The organism is Desulfomonilaceae bacterium, from assembly GCA_041662605.1.
Classification (GTDB): domain Bacteria; phylum Desulfobacterota; class Desulfomonilia; order Desulfomonilales; family Desulfomonilaceae; genus CAJBEZ01.
Genome location: JBAZSD010000022.1, coordinates 33,449 through 48,760, shown reverse-complemented (window position 1 = coordinate 48,760; position 15,312 = coordinate 33,449). Strand labels below are relative to the sequence as shown.

Below are 15,312 nucleotides of genomic sequence, written 5' to 3'. Positions count from 1 at the left end.
GGGTGTCATTCTATTTACCTCGCAAAACTGTCGCAACTGAGTCCAAAAGTTGAGCCATCCCAAACGGTTTATGCACAAACCCCTTAACAAAGGGACTTATCTCTCCGTGTAGCTCATCGCTCGGAGAATAACCGCTTGCTATGAGTACCTTTACTGACGGATCAATCTTCAGTAGTTCCATTAAACAGTCTCTGCCGGACATTTCCGGCATCAGAAGGTCGAGAATTACCAGTGATATCTGACCCTTTCTCGTCTGATAAATGTCAAGAGCCTCCCTCCCATTGGCAGCCACAATGACAGTGTAACCATCGCTTGCCAGAAACCGTTCCTCCAACTCAGCGACCGGAATATTATCCTCAACTACGAGAATTGTTTCCGGTGTGCCTGATTGGACTTGAGGTTCAACCATTTTAGCCGGCATCAGTGGTTTTTCGTTAGACGGAAAGTAAACCTTAAATTCGGTTCCTTTGCCTGGCTCACTCTCACAGGTTACATGGCCGCCCTGCTGCCGCACGATCCCCCGTACCACAGAAAGCCCAAGTCCCGTTCCCCTCGTGGAGCCCCTTTCTTTTGTGGAAAAGAACGGATCAAATATCCTGGTGAGTGTTTCTTTGTCCATTCCGCAACCGTTATCTCTAACGGAAAGCATCACATAAGCGCCTGGATTGGCTTCGAGATGGGACTTGCAGTAATCATCATCCAATGAAACAGCACTGGTTGAAATCTTCAGCGCTCCGCCGTTCGGCATTGCTTCTGAGGCATTAATGGCGAGGCTCATGACAAGTTGATCTATCTGAGCGTGATCTGACAGAATCGTGGCTGGACCATTCGCCAGATCGAGATCAAATTGAACTATCTGAGGGAGGGTTCGAGATATTAGCGTGGTCAATTGACTGACTTGATGATTGAGATCCAATGGGACTGGGGTGGCCTGGCCTTGTTGGCCTAAAGCGAGTAACTTCTTGACCAGATCCGCCCCTCCCTGGCATGTTTCAATTATAGTTTGAAGTTCCCTGTAGCCCTGTTCAGCTTTTTGCTTGCCTTCCAACAGAATCTGGGAATAGCCAAGCACAATCTGAAGCATGTTGTTAAAGTCGTGGGCGATCCCACCGACCAGCGTGCCAAGGGCTTCCATTTTCTGGGATTGGAAGAGCTGAGTTTTAAGAGCTTCTTTTTCCTTTTCAGCACGTAACTGGTCGGTAATGTCGGTGGTCACAAATATCATCAGGTTCTCTGACGATGAAGGATCAACATGTCTTATCCGTATACGAACGTCAAAAAGAGATCCATCTTTTCGGATAAACCTGCTGACAGTCTCCGCAATCTTTCCTCTTTGCAAATTAGTATATAGATCGCGTCCCACACGCTCATACTCTTCTTCGGAAGGATAAAAAATTCTGGTGCTTTGACCTACGATCTCCTTTTGGTTTTCAAAACCAAGCATCTTCAAGCATGCGTCATTCACCCACTTTAATTTTCTGTCCAGAATAAGCCCTATCCCAACTGGCGAAGTCGCCAGAATGGTTTTGACGGTCCGTTCACTATTGTGAAGTTTTTCCTGTGCACGCTTCCTGGCGGTTATGTCATGATGGATCACGATGCTGGCAGTGTGTTTGCCGTCCATGTTGCGCAGTATGGCGGTCGAGATCCGAAGATCCAAAACCTTGCCTTCTCTGGTCCACCGCTGAGTTTCGAATACGGCTTTCTCACCACGGAGGGTCCTTTCCCATATTTGTTTAGTGATCGCTTCCGCAGAGGGAGGCACAAAATTGGTTATAGGCTTACCGGCCAATTCTTCCACGGACCAACCGTAAAGTTCTTCAAACGCCTTGTTTATAAAAGTAACTCTTCCCAGATCATCATACACGACAAGCGCATCAGGGGTGGTTTCCGCCAGCGACCGAAAGTGGTTCTCACTTTCTCGCAATGCTGTTTCCGCCTGCTTACGATCGGTGATATCTTCATAGATCCCCAGCACCCCAATGACTTGTCCTTGCCTGTCGCGATAAGGCACTTTGACGGTATGCGCCCAACGGTCTTGACCGGAGAGTTGATAGGTTTCTTCAAGGTCCTTTGTCATACCGGTAGACATACAAGTTCGGTCGTCGGTACGGAACGCTCTAGCCAGTTCGGGGGAATGGAAAGCGAAATCGTCTTTGCCTATTATCTGTTCCGGAGTAAGCCCAAGGTCTGAGGCGTAGTTTCTGTTGCAGGAAAGGTAGACTGAATTGCGGTCTTTGACGAAAATACGTTGCGGAAGATGCTCAATCAGGCTGCGATTGCGTTCTTCACTCTCACGCCGAGCCTCCTCCGCAATCTTGGTCTCGATGAGCGCATTCGCCAGTTTAAGGTTACTGTAGCTCAGTTGGCCGATCGTGGATGCCAATTTAGAGTAAAAGTTCATCAAGTCTGCAATTTTCTCAGTACTCCACCTTTGAACTCTTTGAAGGGCAGCAAGGTATTCAGACTTGTCAAACCCGTACCGCTCAGCCTGTGAGTCAAACACTTCTAAATCAGGGGCTTCATCCTCAAACAAAAACTGTCCATAAAAAATATTGCCCACGTGCTTTCCGCCCATAAAGAGGGGCGTAACAACGTCCCACATGTTGTTCTTACATTTGTATAAGAGATATTCGCCTTCCTTGACGTTCTTTGTTAGATAGAGATCGCTTTCAAGACAATTATGTTGCGTTTCCGGATGGACCCGATGGAACTTGGCGCAGATATCGTGCCATCCAGTGGCGACCAGGATGTTCCCCTTCAAGTCAAGAATGGCAATTCCAATATCCGTGAGTTTATAAAAGTCATCCATGAGGGCCTGGATCTTTTGAATATCGATGACATTACCAAATTCTTCCTGCTCTATTGCGTAGTAAGGAGAAAGGAGACTGGATAGGTTTCCGATTAGATTTTGCTCGCCCTCCCGTAATCCTTCACTCTCTCGGAGGAGTTTTCCGGAGCCTACAGTCTTGCTCTCGGCAGCCTCGAATTCAGCAAGCTTGAGGCGCATTTCGCCCAATTCCTCGATTAGCTGTTCCCTGGTTTTGTCCTGGTCTTGCATGTAAGTTTTTCCTGTCAATTCCTGTCGAGTATCTGACGGACGGTAGTCAGGAGTTGTCTCATGCTATAAGGTTTTTGGATGAAACCCTTTGCTCCGGCCGCCATGACGCCATTAACCGGTCCAGTCTCGGAATAACCGCTCGCAATAACAACCCTTGCATTAGGGTTGATCCGCAGAATCTCGACCAAACATTGTCTGCCATCCATTACGGGCATAATCAGGTCCAGGATGATCAGCGAGATACTGGCGCCCTCCCTTTCGTATGTCTTCAGGGCTTCTCTTCCATTGCCGGCTATGATCACTTTATACCCAAACTCGTTCAGAAGTCCTGCGCCTAGTTCTCTGATCTCATCATCATCTTCCACCAGAAGAATAGTCTCCGTACCGCGTGGAATGGCAGTTTCCTTTGGTGGGGCGCCTGAATCTTTCTCTGTATGAATTGAAGGGATGTAAATTTTGAACGTCGTCCCGTGACCAGGCTCGCTATAACACATGATGTGTCCGTTATGCTGCTTAACGATACCATACACATTCGCAAGCCCTAGTCCGGTGCCTTTTCCTCTTTCCTTGGTAGTGAAGAAAGGCTCAAATATGTGAGACAGTGTTTTCCTGCTCATCCCCTGGCCGGTATCGGAAAAAGTCAACAGGGCGTAACTTCCAGGCATAGCCTCAAGATGTGAGCTGCAATATTCCTTGTCCAACTTAACGTTTGCAGTCTCAATGCTCAATATTCCACCGTCCGGCATTGCGTCCCTTGCGTTTACCCCGAGATTCATCAAGACCTGGCCTACTTGAGACGGGTCCGCTTTGATTGATTCAAGATCTCCGCTGAGATGTAGGTCGATTTTAATTGTCTTTGGGATTGTTCGAGAGAGAAGGTGTCGCACCTGGGTAATTTCCTGGTTCAAATCGACGGGAACATATCTTGTTTCAACCTTTCGGCTGAAAGTTAGCAAGCTCTTAACCAGATCGGCCCCTCGCTTTCCCGCTTTGTATATTTTCTGCAGATCAGTGTAATCGTGTTCCCCTTCTTTTTTTCGTTGAAGCATGAAATCAGAATATCCCAATACTGTCTGAAGTAGGTTGTTGAAATCGTGAGCAATGCCACCGGCGAGGGTACCAATCGCCTCCATCTTCTGGGCCTGGAGGAGTTGAGCCCGGAGAGCGTTTGACTCAGTCACGTCTATGAGAAACCTAAGGGTGGAACGCTGACCTTGATACGAAATTTGACTGCCCCAGGCCTCCAAATCAATGTGGGCGTCATCTTTCCTGATTCCAGTCACGCGGTAGTGAGGATCCACATCAAGCCCCATGGCTCTGTTCTCGTTCCTTTCGGTAATCAGACGCTTGCCCTTCTCAACATACAGGGCTTCAACCGGAAGCCCTTCGATCTCTTCCGGACAGTCATAACCAAACAAGTTCAAGAATGCGGGGTTTACATAGGAATACCTGCCCTGCGTGGCAATTCTTATCGCTATGGGCGCCGACTCTATCAGAAGGCTCATCCGTTCTTCGGCCTCTCTAAGGTCCTGCTCAGAACGCTTACGTTCACTGATGTCCCTTACTATTGCTTGAATCTGTACCTTGCCGTTTAGAATAAGGGCATTCAGAGATACCTCCGCATCAAATGGGGAGCCGTCCTTACGAACGTGTTTCCAATAAAATGTCTGTGGATTGAAATTTAAGGCGGCGCTAATGTATTTGAGAGCTTTTTCCAACGAGGCAAGGCCATCTGGTTGCTTTTCCGGAGAAAATTCCATTGGCGTATGACCAACTATATCCTCTTTCTCCACGCAGCCAAACATTTGAACGGTCTTTGCATTGCATTCAATGAATTTGACGTTGTCCACCAGGAATATGGCGTCATTGGCATTCTCGAAAAGTGTGTGAAATCTTTCTTCACTCTCCCGCAGGGCCTCTTCCGCCTGCAAGCGGTCCACACCCCTCCAGACCGAATCCATCATCAGGGTAAGTTGCAATATGTCCGCCTGATCGTAGTCAGATTCCTTGTTCGCCACACCAACCACCGCCACAATCCTATCGCCTATGAAGACCGGTACCGTCAGATACCTGCGCAGTGGCGCATGCCCCTCCGGGTACCCTTTTTTCAATGGATTCGGAGCCTCAAAATCGTTGACCACAATCGGTTGGCGCTGACGAACCGCCTCTCCCCATATTCCGGTTTTCTCAAGCTGATACACGGTCTGAGGCTCTGCGATTGAACATTCCTTCATCACGTCTTTCGACCAGGTATTCAATACAAACTCTTCGCGATCTTCGTAATAATGGTAAATGTAGCCTAGCTTACTTTGAGTGAGTTCCAAAGCCTCTTCAAGAGCATGGTCCAGGAAGTCCTGGACTGAATCAGCCTTGTAGTGGAGTATGTCAACAATTTTTTCCAAACGAGCTTCGTTCCGTAGCGCCTCCTCCTCGGCCCGCTTTTGCGCGGTTATGTCATGAATGATTGAAAAGAGTACAGGAGTTTCTTTCTTTTCAATCAGGGAAGAGTGAATTTCCACCGTTCTAACTTCTCCATTGGCAAGTCGCTGCTCTTGTGAAACCAGATTGCGTTGGGTTTCAACCTCATCCAGTGGCGCCATATTGATCTCGTGGATAGACATCGAGCATAGCTGAGACGCCGTGTAACCGTAGAACCTTTCCGCAGCCTTGTTTGCATCCAGTATTCTTCCTGTTACCGGTTCGATCAGGAGCATAACAGCGCTATGCTTTTCGAACATCCCCCGAAATTGCTCTTCACTCTCACGCAATCGGTTTTCAGCGTATTTAAGCCTCAGCATGGCATTCACTCGAGCGAGGAGTTCCCTATTCGGTATTGGTCTCGCGATGTAACCATCCGCCCCGTGCTCCAGACCCTCGGCCTGATGGTCGGATCCGATTTGAGCGCTCGACACAAGAACCACATAGACATCTGCGGTTTCAGGATCGGACTTGATGCGCTTGCAAACCTCCCGACCGTCCATGTCCGGCAAGCCTAAATCCAGAAGAATCAAGTCAGGTTTGTGTTCCGCAGCCAACTTCAGGCAATCTATCCCGTTGTTCGCCTCCAACGTCTCATATCCTGCTCCCCTCATAATTCTTGACATACCATGGAGCGCTGGGATTTGGTCATCCACGATCAATATTGTAGTAGTATCCTTATTTTTCATCCTTGCCCACTTAGACTGTTTGTGACATCGCCATTCTCATCCAGGTCCATTATATCTCCCGTGGGTCAATGCCCCTTTGACTGTCTCAACCATCGTTCCCTAACAGACGATCCAGTTTAGCCTTCAACGCCTCCATTTTGTAAGGCTTATGCAGAACGCCGGCAGGACGTCGGTCGGGAAAGTTCTGTAGTAAGACATCCTCGGTGTAACCGCTGCTAAGGATCACCTTGACATCCGGCTTGATCCGTATGAATTCCTTGAAAGCCTCAACACCATTCATTCTGGGCATTGCGAAGTCAAGCATGACTAGATCGATTTCACTAATGCGCTCTTGGAAAAGACCTATCGCTTCCTCGCCATCGGCTGTTGTGATAGTGTTGTAGCCCAATATATCCAGGCGTCTAACAGCGAGATCGCGAACCCCTGTCTCATCCTCAACTAAAAGAATAGTTTTTTGCCGGTTAGCAGTTTCAGTCGGTGACGGCTTAATCTCAACTCGTTCCATGATTTGAGCGGTCGAAGCCCGAGCGTCTTTAGTCGCAGGAAACAGAATACGTATTGTTGTTCCCTTCCCAATCTCACTATCCACAATTATGGCCCCACGATGACCCTTTACAACCCCGATTACTTCAGCCATCCCCAGGCCCCGACCCGTAAATTTTGTTGTGAAAAATGGATCAAAGAGCCTTCGTTGATTGTCAGTGTCCATGCCGCAACCAGTGTCCGTAACCTCCAGAAAGACGAACCGACCGGGAGTTGGCTTCTCTTCAAGGCGGCTACGGCTCAAATACCCCACCTCGCAATCCATGACGCCGGTTCTAAGGGCCACAACACCATGCTGATCTTTAATAGCCTCGGAAGCGTTAACCACCAAATTCATGACCAGGTGTTGTATTTGATCAGCGTCTCCTCTCATGAGTGGAAGTGAATTGAACCTTTCCAAATTGAGCGTAACATTTCCGGAAATACACGATTCCAGTTGGCTGAGGTTTCCGCTCAACAACTTGTTGAGATCCACGTCCACAGGGTAGTAAAATGTACTGCCCGTGTATATCTGCATCTGTTTAGAAAGTTCCGCCGATCTTCTTGCCGCTTCGACGGCGCTCTCAATGCTCAGCCGGGTCTCGGTATCGAGGGTCTGATCCGTAAGAGCTAATTCGAGGTTGCCCAAAACTACCGCTAACTGGTTGTTGAAATCATGGGCGATTCCCCCGGCCATTACAGCGAGACTTTCGATTTTCTGAGCATGGAGTAGCCTGCGTTCCATCTCCAGTCGCTTTTCTTCCATTCTCTTGCCGTCGGTAATGTCTCTGGCAATCGACTGAAATCCGACAATACCGTCCTTTTCCATGAGAAGTTGAGTCTTCTGACCGTACCATCTCATTTCACCGTTTTTTGTCACAAAGGGAAATTCATAATAAGTATCTGGAATTTTCTCTAAAAACTGACGACTGTAGAACCTACCGACATTCTCCATGTATTCCTCAGGAATGAATTCCAGGTAATTCCGGCCTACGACTTCTTCCTGAGAATATCGAATATGTTGTAGGCCTGACGGATTCACAAAGGTGACGCGCCCGTTAGGGTCCGTGGTGTACACTATGTCATAGGCATTTTCGACCAGGCGGCGATATTTCTCTTCACTGTTCCTGAGTTCCTCCGCAGCCTTCCTGCGTTCAGTGATATCAAGCATTGTTCCGGTTATCCGCTGAGGTTTGCCGTCTTTGTCATATTCGGCCACCTTGCCTCTGGCCTGAACCCACTTCCATTCGCCGGATTTGGTCTGGATTCTATATTCGGCCTCGAAACAAGGAAGTCGGCCTGCGAGATGCCCGTTCAAAACTTCTGAAACCTTTTCCCAATCGTCCGGGTGGACCGCTCTTTTCCATGTGCGAACGTGCGGATCCAGCTCATCTAACTCGTACCCCAACATTCGTATAGCCCACTCACTCCAAATAGCCCGCCCAGTCTTCAGGTTCCAGTCCCACAACCCGAGCGCCCCTCCTTCCAGGGCCAATTGCAAGCGTTGTTCACTCTCCCGTAATTTTCGTTCCACCATTTTGAGATGTGTAATGTCATCAATTAAACTGTCAACCCGCTGCGCCTTTCCATCGTTACCAATATCAGCCACCTTGCGCCGCATCTCATTCAATTCATCGATAAGCTGTTCTCTGGTTTTGTTTTCGTCTCGCATGCCGGCAGTCTCCATCTTCGGAATACCGTTTTTGACGATCAGTGACATGGTGAAATATCTTGGAAATTGTTTTTTTTAAGTGAGACAAGGACATCGGTAAACAGATTAATTTCTTTTTCTAAATCGGTAAAAGCCCGGTCCGCTTTCCTCAAGGCGCCTTCTCTGCCAATCATCTCGAGCTTCAGCGCTGCTTCAAAAGCTCTGTCAGCGGCAAAATTGCCTACGGCGCCCTTTATGGTATGCGCAGACCGTTCAATTGCTTCAGCATTCCCTTGACGCACGGCATGTTCAACGTGGGACAGCATTCCATAGCTGGTATCCAGGAATAGATCCACTATTTCTTTTAGAAGATTCATATCACCTCCGACCCTTGCCGACAATTGCGCTTTGTCGACAATTGCGCCAACTTTTCCTGCCGCAAAAGGCGCTTCGGAAGCCGCCTCACGTTTGCCAACCAACCCCTCGATATTTTCTACAAGTTCCTGTGTGTTAATCGGTTTCGAGACATAACCATCCATTCCCGCCGCCAAACACCTTTCCCTGTCTCCTGACATCGCATGGGCCGTCATGGCCACTATCGGGGTGTGACCTCCAGTAATTCTCTCCTTCTCCCTGATAGAACCGGTAGCTTCAAAACCGTCCATTTCAGGCATCTGGACATCCATCAGGATAATATCAAAACGTCTATTCTCAAGAATTCGTAGGGCTTCTCTTCCATTTTCCGCAATCGTTACGGTGTGTCCCATTTTCTGGAGAATTCTGGTTGCCAGCTTTTGATTGATGGCATTATCTTCGGCTAGAAGGACACTAAGACATCTTTTGCCCTCCCGGACTGAATGACGAGTAACTAGAGCGGGTCTTTTTTCACCCTCCGATGACTTGTTTAGGGCCGTAGAAATGATTTCGAAAAGCTCTGACTGTTTGATGGGTTTTAGGCAATAGGCCGTAATCCCCAAATTCACGCATCGGCGGGCGTCTCCTCGTTGTCCCGCGGAAGTCAGCATGATCATTGTTGAGCCGGACAAACTATGGTCCTGCTTGATTCGCTCGGCTAATTCAAAGCCGTCCATATCGGGCATGAGGTAATCAAGTATGACCAACGAGAACGGCTGCCCGACCTCCTGAGCATTTTTCATGGTATTCAGAGCCTCTATGGCGCTTTCTACCGCAACTGGCTTCATACCCCAGTACGCCAGTATTTCTTTAAGCACAAATCTGTTCATGGCGTTGTCGTCTACTATCAAAACCGGCAAATCCCTGAACTCGGAAAAGTCTACTGGAACTCTTTGCGGCAAGGGCCCCTGTTTGAGTCCAAGTTTTGTGGTGAAATGAAATGTGCTCCCTGTTCCTACTTTGCTTTCCACCCAAATTTGTCCACCCATGATCTGAACCAATTGCGTGGAAACAGCAAGACCCAGCCCGGTACCTCCATACTTCCTGGTTGTAGACCCATCCGCCTGTTCAAAAGCATTAAATATCTTTTCCCGCTTCTCCTGCGGAATTCCTATGCCAGTGTCCCTGATCGAAAAGTGCAGGTGAATTTCGTTTTCTGACTCTGATTCTAATTCAACGTCGACGGCGACCTCTCCTTTGTGGGTAAACTTGATGGCGTTCCCCAACAAATTTATGAGAATTTGATTCAAACGCCCAGGATCACCGACTACAATATCCGGAATTTGAGGAGGAATATGATAGACCAGTTCAAGATCTTTGGAGTGGGCTTGCAGGGAAACGGCCATCATGGCCTGAGCAATTGAATCTCTCAAACTGAAATCCATATCCACTAATTCGAACTTTCCGGCCTCTATTTTGGAGAAATCCAGAATATCGTTTATTAGCCTTAAAAGGGATTCCGCAGAAATTTTCACGGCTTCCAAATATTCTCGCTGTTCTGAAGAAATGTCGGTATTTAAGGCTAGTTCAGTCATGCCAATAATGCCGTTCATCGGGGTACGAATTTCATGACTCATGTTGGCCAAAAATGAACTCTTGGCCCTACTAGCCTGTTCGGCCGTTTCACGTGCTGAGATCAATTCCTTTTCCGCCATCTTGAGTCCCGTTATATCTTCAGATATTCCGACTACGTGAGTGGCTCTACCTTTCTCATCTATTATTGGAACCTTTTTTGAACGCAAGATCCTGACACCCTTGTTGCGAGTGGCGACTTCCTGTTCCTGGATTTCCATGAGTCGTCCGCTGGTCAAGACTTCCCGATCCTGGGCCTCAAACCTGTCGGCTTCCGATTCAGAAAATATGTCCCTGGCTGTCTTTCCAAGCATTTTATCGGCCGTATAACCGTAGAGGTCCTCGCAAGTCTTGTTCCATATACCAAAACTCAACCGTTCGGCGTCTTTAACAAAAACTCCGGTAGGGAGATGTTGTATTATGGAATCCAATAAGGCCTTTGTTCTCAAAGTCTCTTCCTCCGCAAGCCGGCGGTCGGTCAAATTAGTGAAGAAAACCATGTTACGCCGTCCAATAGAGGAAAATCTGACTTTTATATGCCTGATGGAGCCATCTTTACATTGTACAATTGTCTCGACAGGCTCAATCTGGGACTGCCTTTTTATGGCAGCGTCAACTTTCTGATTCCAGCTTTCAGCCAAATCTTGCCAATTGTTCGCCTTCGGGAATGCAAGAGACCACCAATGTTCGATATCGGGGACATCCTCTCGTGTGTAACCGAAGAGTTCCTCGAACTTGTGGTTGACCATTTCCAGGGTCTGTTTCACCCCAGATGTTACGATCATGGCGATAGGCGCATTTTCAATGAGCAAACGAAGAGTTTCTTCGCTTTGTCGCAGTTCGCTTTCCTTACAACTTAGCTGATCCTGTAACTGGCGCCCATCGGCTACAACCTGGCGCATTTTTCGCAATTCATCGATAAGCTGTTCCCTGGTTTTGTCTTGGTCTTGCATGTAGGTTTTTCCTGTCAATTCTTGTCCAGAACCTCACGAGCCGTAGCCAGAAGGTGTCTCATGTTATACGGTTTTTCGACGAATCCCTTTGCTCCGGCCGCCATGACGCCGTCAGCCGGTCCCCACTCGGAATAACCGCTAGTTATAATAACCTTTGCTTTCGGGTTGATCCGGAGAATCTCAGCCAGACATTGCCTGCCATCCATTACGGGCATTATCAGGTCCAACACGATTAGCGCAATCCTCTCCTTCTCCCTCAGGTATACTTCCACGGCCTCTTTTCCATTACCGGCCGTAATGACTTGATAACCAAAGCGGTTAAGAAGTGTTGTCCCAAGAATCCTAAGATCCTCTTCATCATCCACGATAAGAACAGTCTCTGTCCCGCCCGGAATCGCCGTCTCATCCGTTGGAGTGTCTGAGTCTTTTTCCGTCTTAATTGAAGGGAAGTAAATTGTGAACGTGGTCCCAGTTCCAGGCTCGCTGTAACATATGATGTGACCGTCATGCTTCTTGACGATACCATAGACAGTCGCAAGTCCCAGTCCGGTCCCTTTTCCCTTTTCCTTGGTAGTAAAGAACGGCTCAAATATGTGAGACAGTGTTTCCTCGTCCATCCCTTTACCGGTATCCGAAACAGTCAGCAAGACGTAACTTCCAGGTTTGGCTTCAAGATGACTATTACAATATTCCTTGTCCAATTGAATGTTTGCAGTCTCAATCGTCAATTCCCCGCCATCCGGCATGGCATCCCTGGCATTGACTCCAAGGTTCATGAGAACCTGCACTATTTGAGACGGGTCTGCCTGGACAGTATTCAGGTCGTCGCTGAGACGCAAATCAATCCTGATAGTCTTGGGAATGGTTTGAGACAGAAGCTGCCGTACCTGATCTATCTCATGGTTCAAATCAACAGGACCAAACTCCGGCTGAATCCTTCGGCTAAATATCATTAGTCCTTTTATGAGATCCGCTCCGCGTTTGCCTGCCTCATATATCTTTTGGAGACCGTCAAGTTCCGGGTCTCCTTGTTTCTTTCCCATCATAAGAAGCTCCGTGTATCCCATTATGGGCTGGAGCAGGTTGTTGAAATCGTGGGAAATGCCACCAGCCAGGATCCCAATCGTCTCCATCTTCTGGGCCTGGAACAGTTGTTCCTGAAGCGCAAGTTGTTTGGTTACGTCGTGTTCTACCACTACAAAGTTTGTCAGGTTATCTGACTTATCGTAAACGGGAGAGATAGAAACGTCTTCATGGTATTCAGTCCCGTCTTTTTTCTTGTTGATAAAACTTCCTGTCCATACATTCCCAGCGTTAATGGTTTCCCAAAGTTGTTTATAAGAATTGCCGCCGTGAAAATCACTTTTGAAAACATTTGGAGTCTGTCCGAGAAATTCGTCGAGACTATATCCACTAAGGACCACCTGTGCATGGTTGATGTATTGAATTATTCCAGTAGCGTCAGTAATGATAACTGCTTCAGCAGCCTGCTCAATAGCTGTCGCCAAACGTCTTGCAGTGTCCTCTGCTTTTCTTGCGGCGGTGATATTGCGGGCGACGCCCAGCACACCGATTAGGCTACCGTCTCTATCGTGCATGGGTGTCTTGATGGTTTCCACCAACTCCCGGTGGCCATCGTCAGCAAAGGTTAACCACTCTTCATTGATACTGGGCTTCCCCGCTGCCATGGCGATGCGATCGTGCTCGCGGAAGGAATCCGCGATGTCATCGTCAACAAAGTCGTAGTCTGTCTTGCCAACGATCTCCGCCTCCTTGGCGCCGAAGAAGCGCTCGAAGCGGGCATTGCAATTAAGGTAGATCCCGTCGGGATTTTTCAGCCAGATGAGGTCTGGAATGGTCTGTAACAGGGTACGCAGGTGGGCACGCTCTTTTTCGCGACGTAGCTGCGCCTGTGTCAGTTCCGTGATGTCTTGTACAGTCCCAATCGAACGAAGCGCAACTCCCGCCGCATCGTAGGAATGCTCGCATCGTTCATGCGCATACTTGACTCGGCCGTCCGGGAACAGCAGACGATGAACTATTTCGTAAGGATTCTTGTTTGCCAACGAATCAGCGTAAGCTCTATCTACTCTTTCCCGGTCTTCGGGGTGAATCAAGTCGAGAAACGCTTCGTGTGAGCCACCGAACTCTCCAGGTTCAATTTCAAAAATCCGATAAACTTCGTCGGACCAAAAAAGCCGGCTCGTGATAAGATCCAGCTCCCAACTGCCGATTCGGGCAAGACGTTGAGCCTCCTTCAGCGTAGCCACGGTGGTTCCTATCTCCTCCTCCAGTTTCTTGCGCTCTGTGATGTCACTGACCACCATACTAATTACGTGGGTTTCTTCGTTAGCCGCTTTCTGTTCGGCAGACGTATCCGTTCGGATACTTTCTAGGCGGACATAGAATGACGAACCGTTCTCGCGTTTGAGCGTAAGGTCACAACTTTTTTTCTCTTTATCCCCCAGCACGGCAATGATATGTTTATTCCATTGGTCGAGGCTGTCAGGAGCGACAAGGCGTTTAAACCCTCGCCCAATCAAGTTTAGGCGGGGCATTCCGAGGAGCGAGGCGCCGGTCAGGTTGACCTCTATGATGAGCCCCTGACGGGACAGAGTAAAATATCCGGTTGGAGCGAAATCATAAAGGTCCTGGTACTTGTCTTTGGATCGATCCAGTGCGCTCTGAACTGTCTTTAGTTCCTCATCCTGCATCTCCTGCTCAATCTCATAAACCTCAAGTGAGTGGATGATCGCTTCAGACGTTTTATCCATAAGCTCCGGTTGCGCATTCTGAGACTTCCCGAGTTGATCCTCATCGGCGCCTCTCAGAACGCTTGCTCTACTTCCAGTCTCGTCAATCTCTCCTTCGTTCCCCATTAGCTTGTCTCCTTAAGACGGCCTGAGTCAGCGGTCTCTATCAATTGCTCGAGTTCTTCTTCAATGCCTCCATATTATAGGGTTTGTGCAAAACACAAGCAGGTTTAGTATCGGGAAAGCCCTGCGCTATCACAATTCCAGTGTATCCGCCACAGGAAACAGAACACGTATTGTAGTTCCCTTCCCAATATGACTGATTACCATTAATGCTCCATGATGACCTTTTACTATTCCCAGCGCTTCCGCCATGCCAGCGACCATTCATCTGGAAACCGGAAAGGGAAAGTTCTATCAGGAACTCCTCTCCATATTTTCTACGAGCAACAAGCTGTGTAATTCTCCCCAATGCGTTTCCTTGGCCGGATACGGCGAAATTCTTGAAAGCAGAACGGTAAGCGGCGTGATATTTCGGAGGGGCTAACAGCTCGTGGACGTTTTTCCCCATTACCTCGGAAGAGTTATAACCGAAGATTCGCTCTGAGGCCGGGTTCAAAAAAGAGATTTCCCCTCTGTCATCAATCAGGATAATTGCGTCAAGGGCAGAATCGGTAATAGCCCTGAATCTCTGTTCTCTCTCCCGAATATTCGCTTTCATCATCTGGTCTTGGCTCCTGGTATTCTACTCATCTCTCAAAACTGACCCTACTGAGCCTAAAAGTTGATCCATCCCATACGGCTTTTGCACAAACCCCTTAACAAGTGGGCTGATCTCTTTGTGTAACTCATCACTCGGTGAAAAACCGGTTGCAATAATCACTGTACCGCGGAAATCCCGAGTCCGGTTCCTCTTGTAGCGCCTTTTGCCTTTGTTGAAAAGAACGGGTCAAAAACCCTGTCCAGGGTCTTCCAGTCAATGCCACGTCCGGTATCCAAAAACTAGAGCATAGCTGCGCTTGAAAAAATCTTGGGTTTACGTCTGGATAGACCCAGTCATAGGGGCGACCGTCGATAAGAAGCGTCTTGCAGAAAGCAAGGCCCCCCAGCATATTTTGGAACAACAAGCGATAGCGTTCATCACTGAACTATCCAACATCATTGAGTATCTCCTCAGGGTTCCCTCATTGGTATGGTTGTCGCTTTTGTAAGCGTAAAC

Annotated in this window: 7 protein-coding genes; 1 reads left to right on the top strand and 6 read right to left on the bottom strand. The window is 48.3% G+C overall.

Going from position 1 to position 15,312, the window contains the following annotated elements; all coding sequences use genetic code 11:
* Positions 1 to 10 precede the first annotated feature (10 nt).
* From WC647_15270 to WC647_15245, 6 genes are all read right to left on the bottom strand, one after another.
* Entirely contained in the window at positions 11 to 3,061 is a 3,051-nt protein-coding gene (locus tag WC647_15270; protein MFA6223669.1) for a PAS domain S-box protein, read from the bottom strand.
* Positions 3,062 to 3,075: 14 nt separating this feature from the next.
* Positions 3,076 to 6,228, bottom strand: coding sequence for a PAS domain S-box protein (locus WC647_15265; GenBank protein MFA6223668.1), 3,153 nt, complete (start codon positions 6,226 to 6,228; stop codon positions 3,076 to 3,078).
* 85 nt (positions 6,229 to 6,313) lie between these two features.
* Entirely contained in the window at positions 6,314 to 8,470 is a 2,157-nt protein-coding gene (locus WC647_15260) for a PAS domain S-box protein (GenBank protein MFA6223667.1), read from the bottom strand.
* Complete coding sequence (locus WC647_15255) at positions 8,461 to 11,340, bottom strand: response regulator (GenBank protein ID MFA6223666.1); 2,880 nt, start codon at positions 11,338 to 11,340, stop codon at positions 8,461 to 8,463. The genes WC647_15260 and WC647_15255 overlap by 10 nt, the downstream gene beginning before the upstream one ends.
* A 14-nt stretch (positions 11,341 to 11,354) precedes the next feature.
* The gene (locus WC647_15250) at positions 11,355 to 14,219 is read right to left on the bottom strand and encodes a PAS domain S-box protein (protein ID MFA6223665.1); all 2,865 of its coding nucleotides are present in this window, start codon (positions 14,217 to 14,219) and stop codon (positions 11,355 to 11,357) included.
* A 40-nt stretch (positions 14,220 to 14,259) separates the two neighbouring features.
* Positions 14,260 to 14,817, bottom strand: coding sequence for a PAS domain S-box protein (locus tag WC647_15245; protein MFA6223664.1), 558 nt, complete (start codon positions 14,815 to 14,817; stop codon positions 14,260 to 14,262).
* 295 nt (positions 14,818 to 15,112) lie between these two features.
* Here WC647_15245 and WC647_15240 point away from each other — a divergent pair, with 295 nt between their 5' ends.
* Complete coding sequence (locus WC647_15240; protein MFA6223663.1) at positions 15,113 to 15,304, top strand: hypothetical protein; 192 nt, start codon at positions 15,113 to 15,115, stop codon at positions 15,302 to 15,304.
* Positions 15,305 to 15,312 lie beyond the last annotated feature (8 nt).

Excerpts from the sequence above, each read along its gene's own strand:
- WC647_15255 (MFA6223666.1), bottom strand. The coding sequence starts at position 11,340 with ATGCAAGACCAAGACAAAACCAGGGAACAGCTTATCGATGAATTGCGA.
- WC647_15250 (MFA6223665.1), bottom strand. The coding sequence starts at position 14,219 with ATGGGGAACGAAGGAGAGATTGACGAGACTGGAAGTAGAGCAAGCGTT.
- WC647_15260 (MFA6223667.1), bottom strand. The coding sequence starts at position 8,470 with ATGTCACTGATCGTCAAAAACGGTATTCCGAAGATGGAGACTGCCGGC.
- WC647_15270 (MFA6223669.1), bottom strand. The coding sequence starts at position 3,061 with ATGCAAGACCAGGACAAAACCAGGGAACAGCTAATCGAGGAATTGGGC.
- WC647_15265 (MFA6223668.1), bottom strand. The coding sequence starts at position 6,228 with ATGAAAAATAAGGATACTACTACAATATTGATCGTGGATGACCAAATC.
- WC647_15245 (MFA6223664.1), bottom strand. The coding sequence starts at position 14,817 with ATGATGAAAGCGAATATTCGGGAGAGAGAACAGAGATTCAGGGCTATT.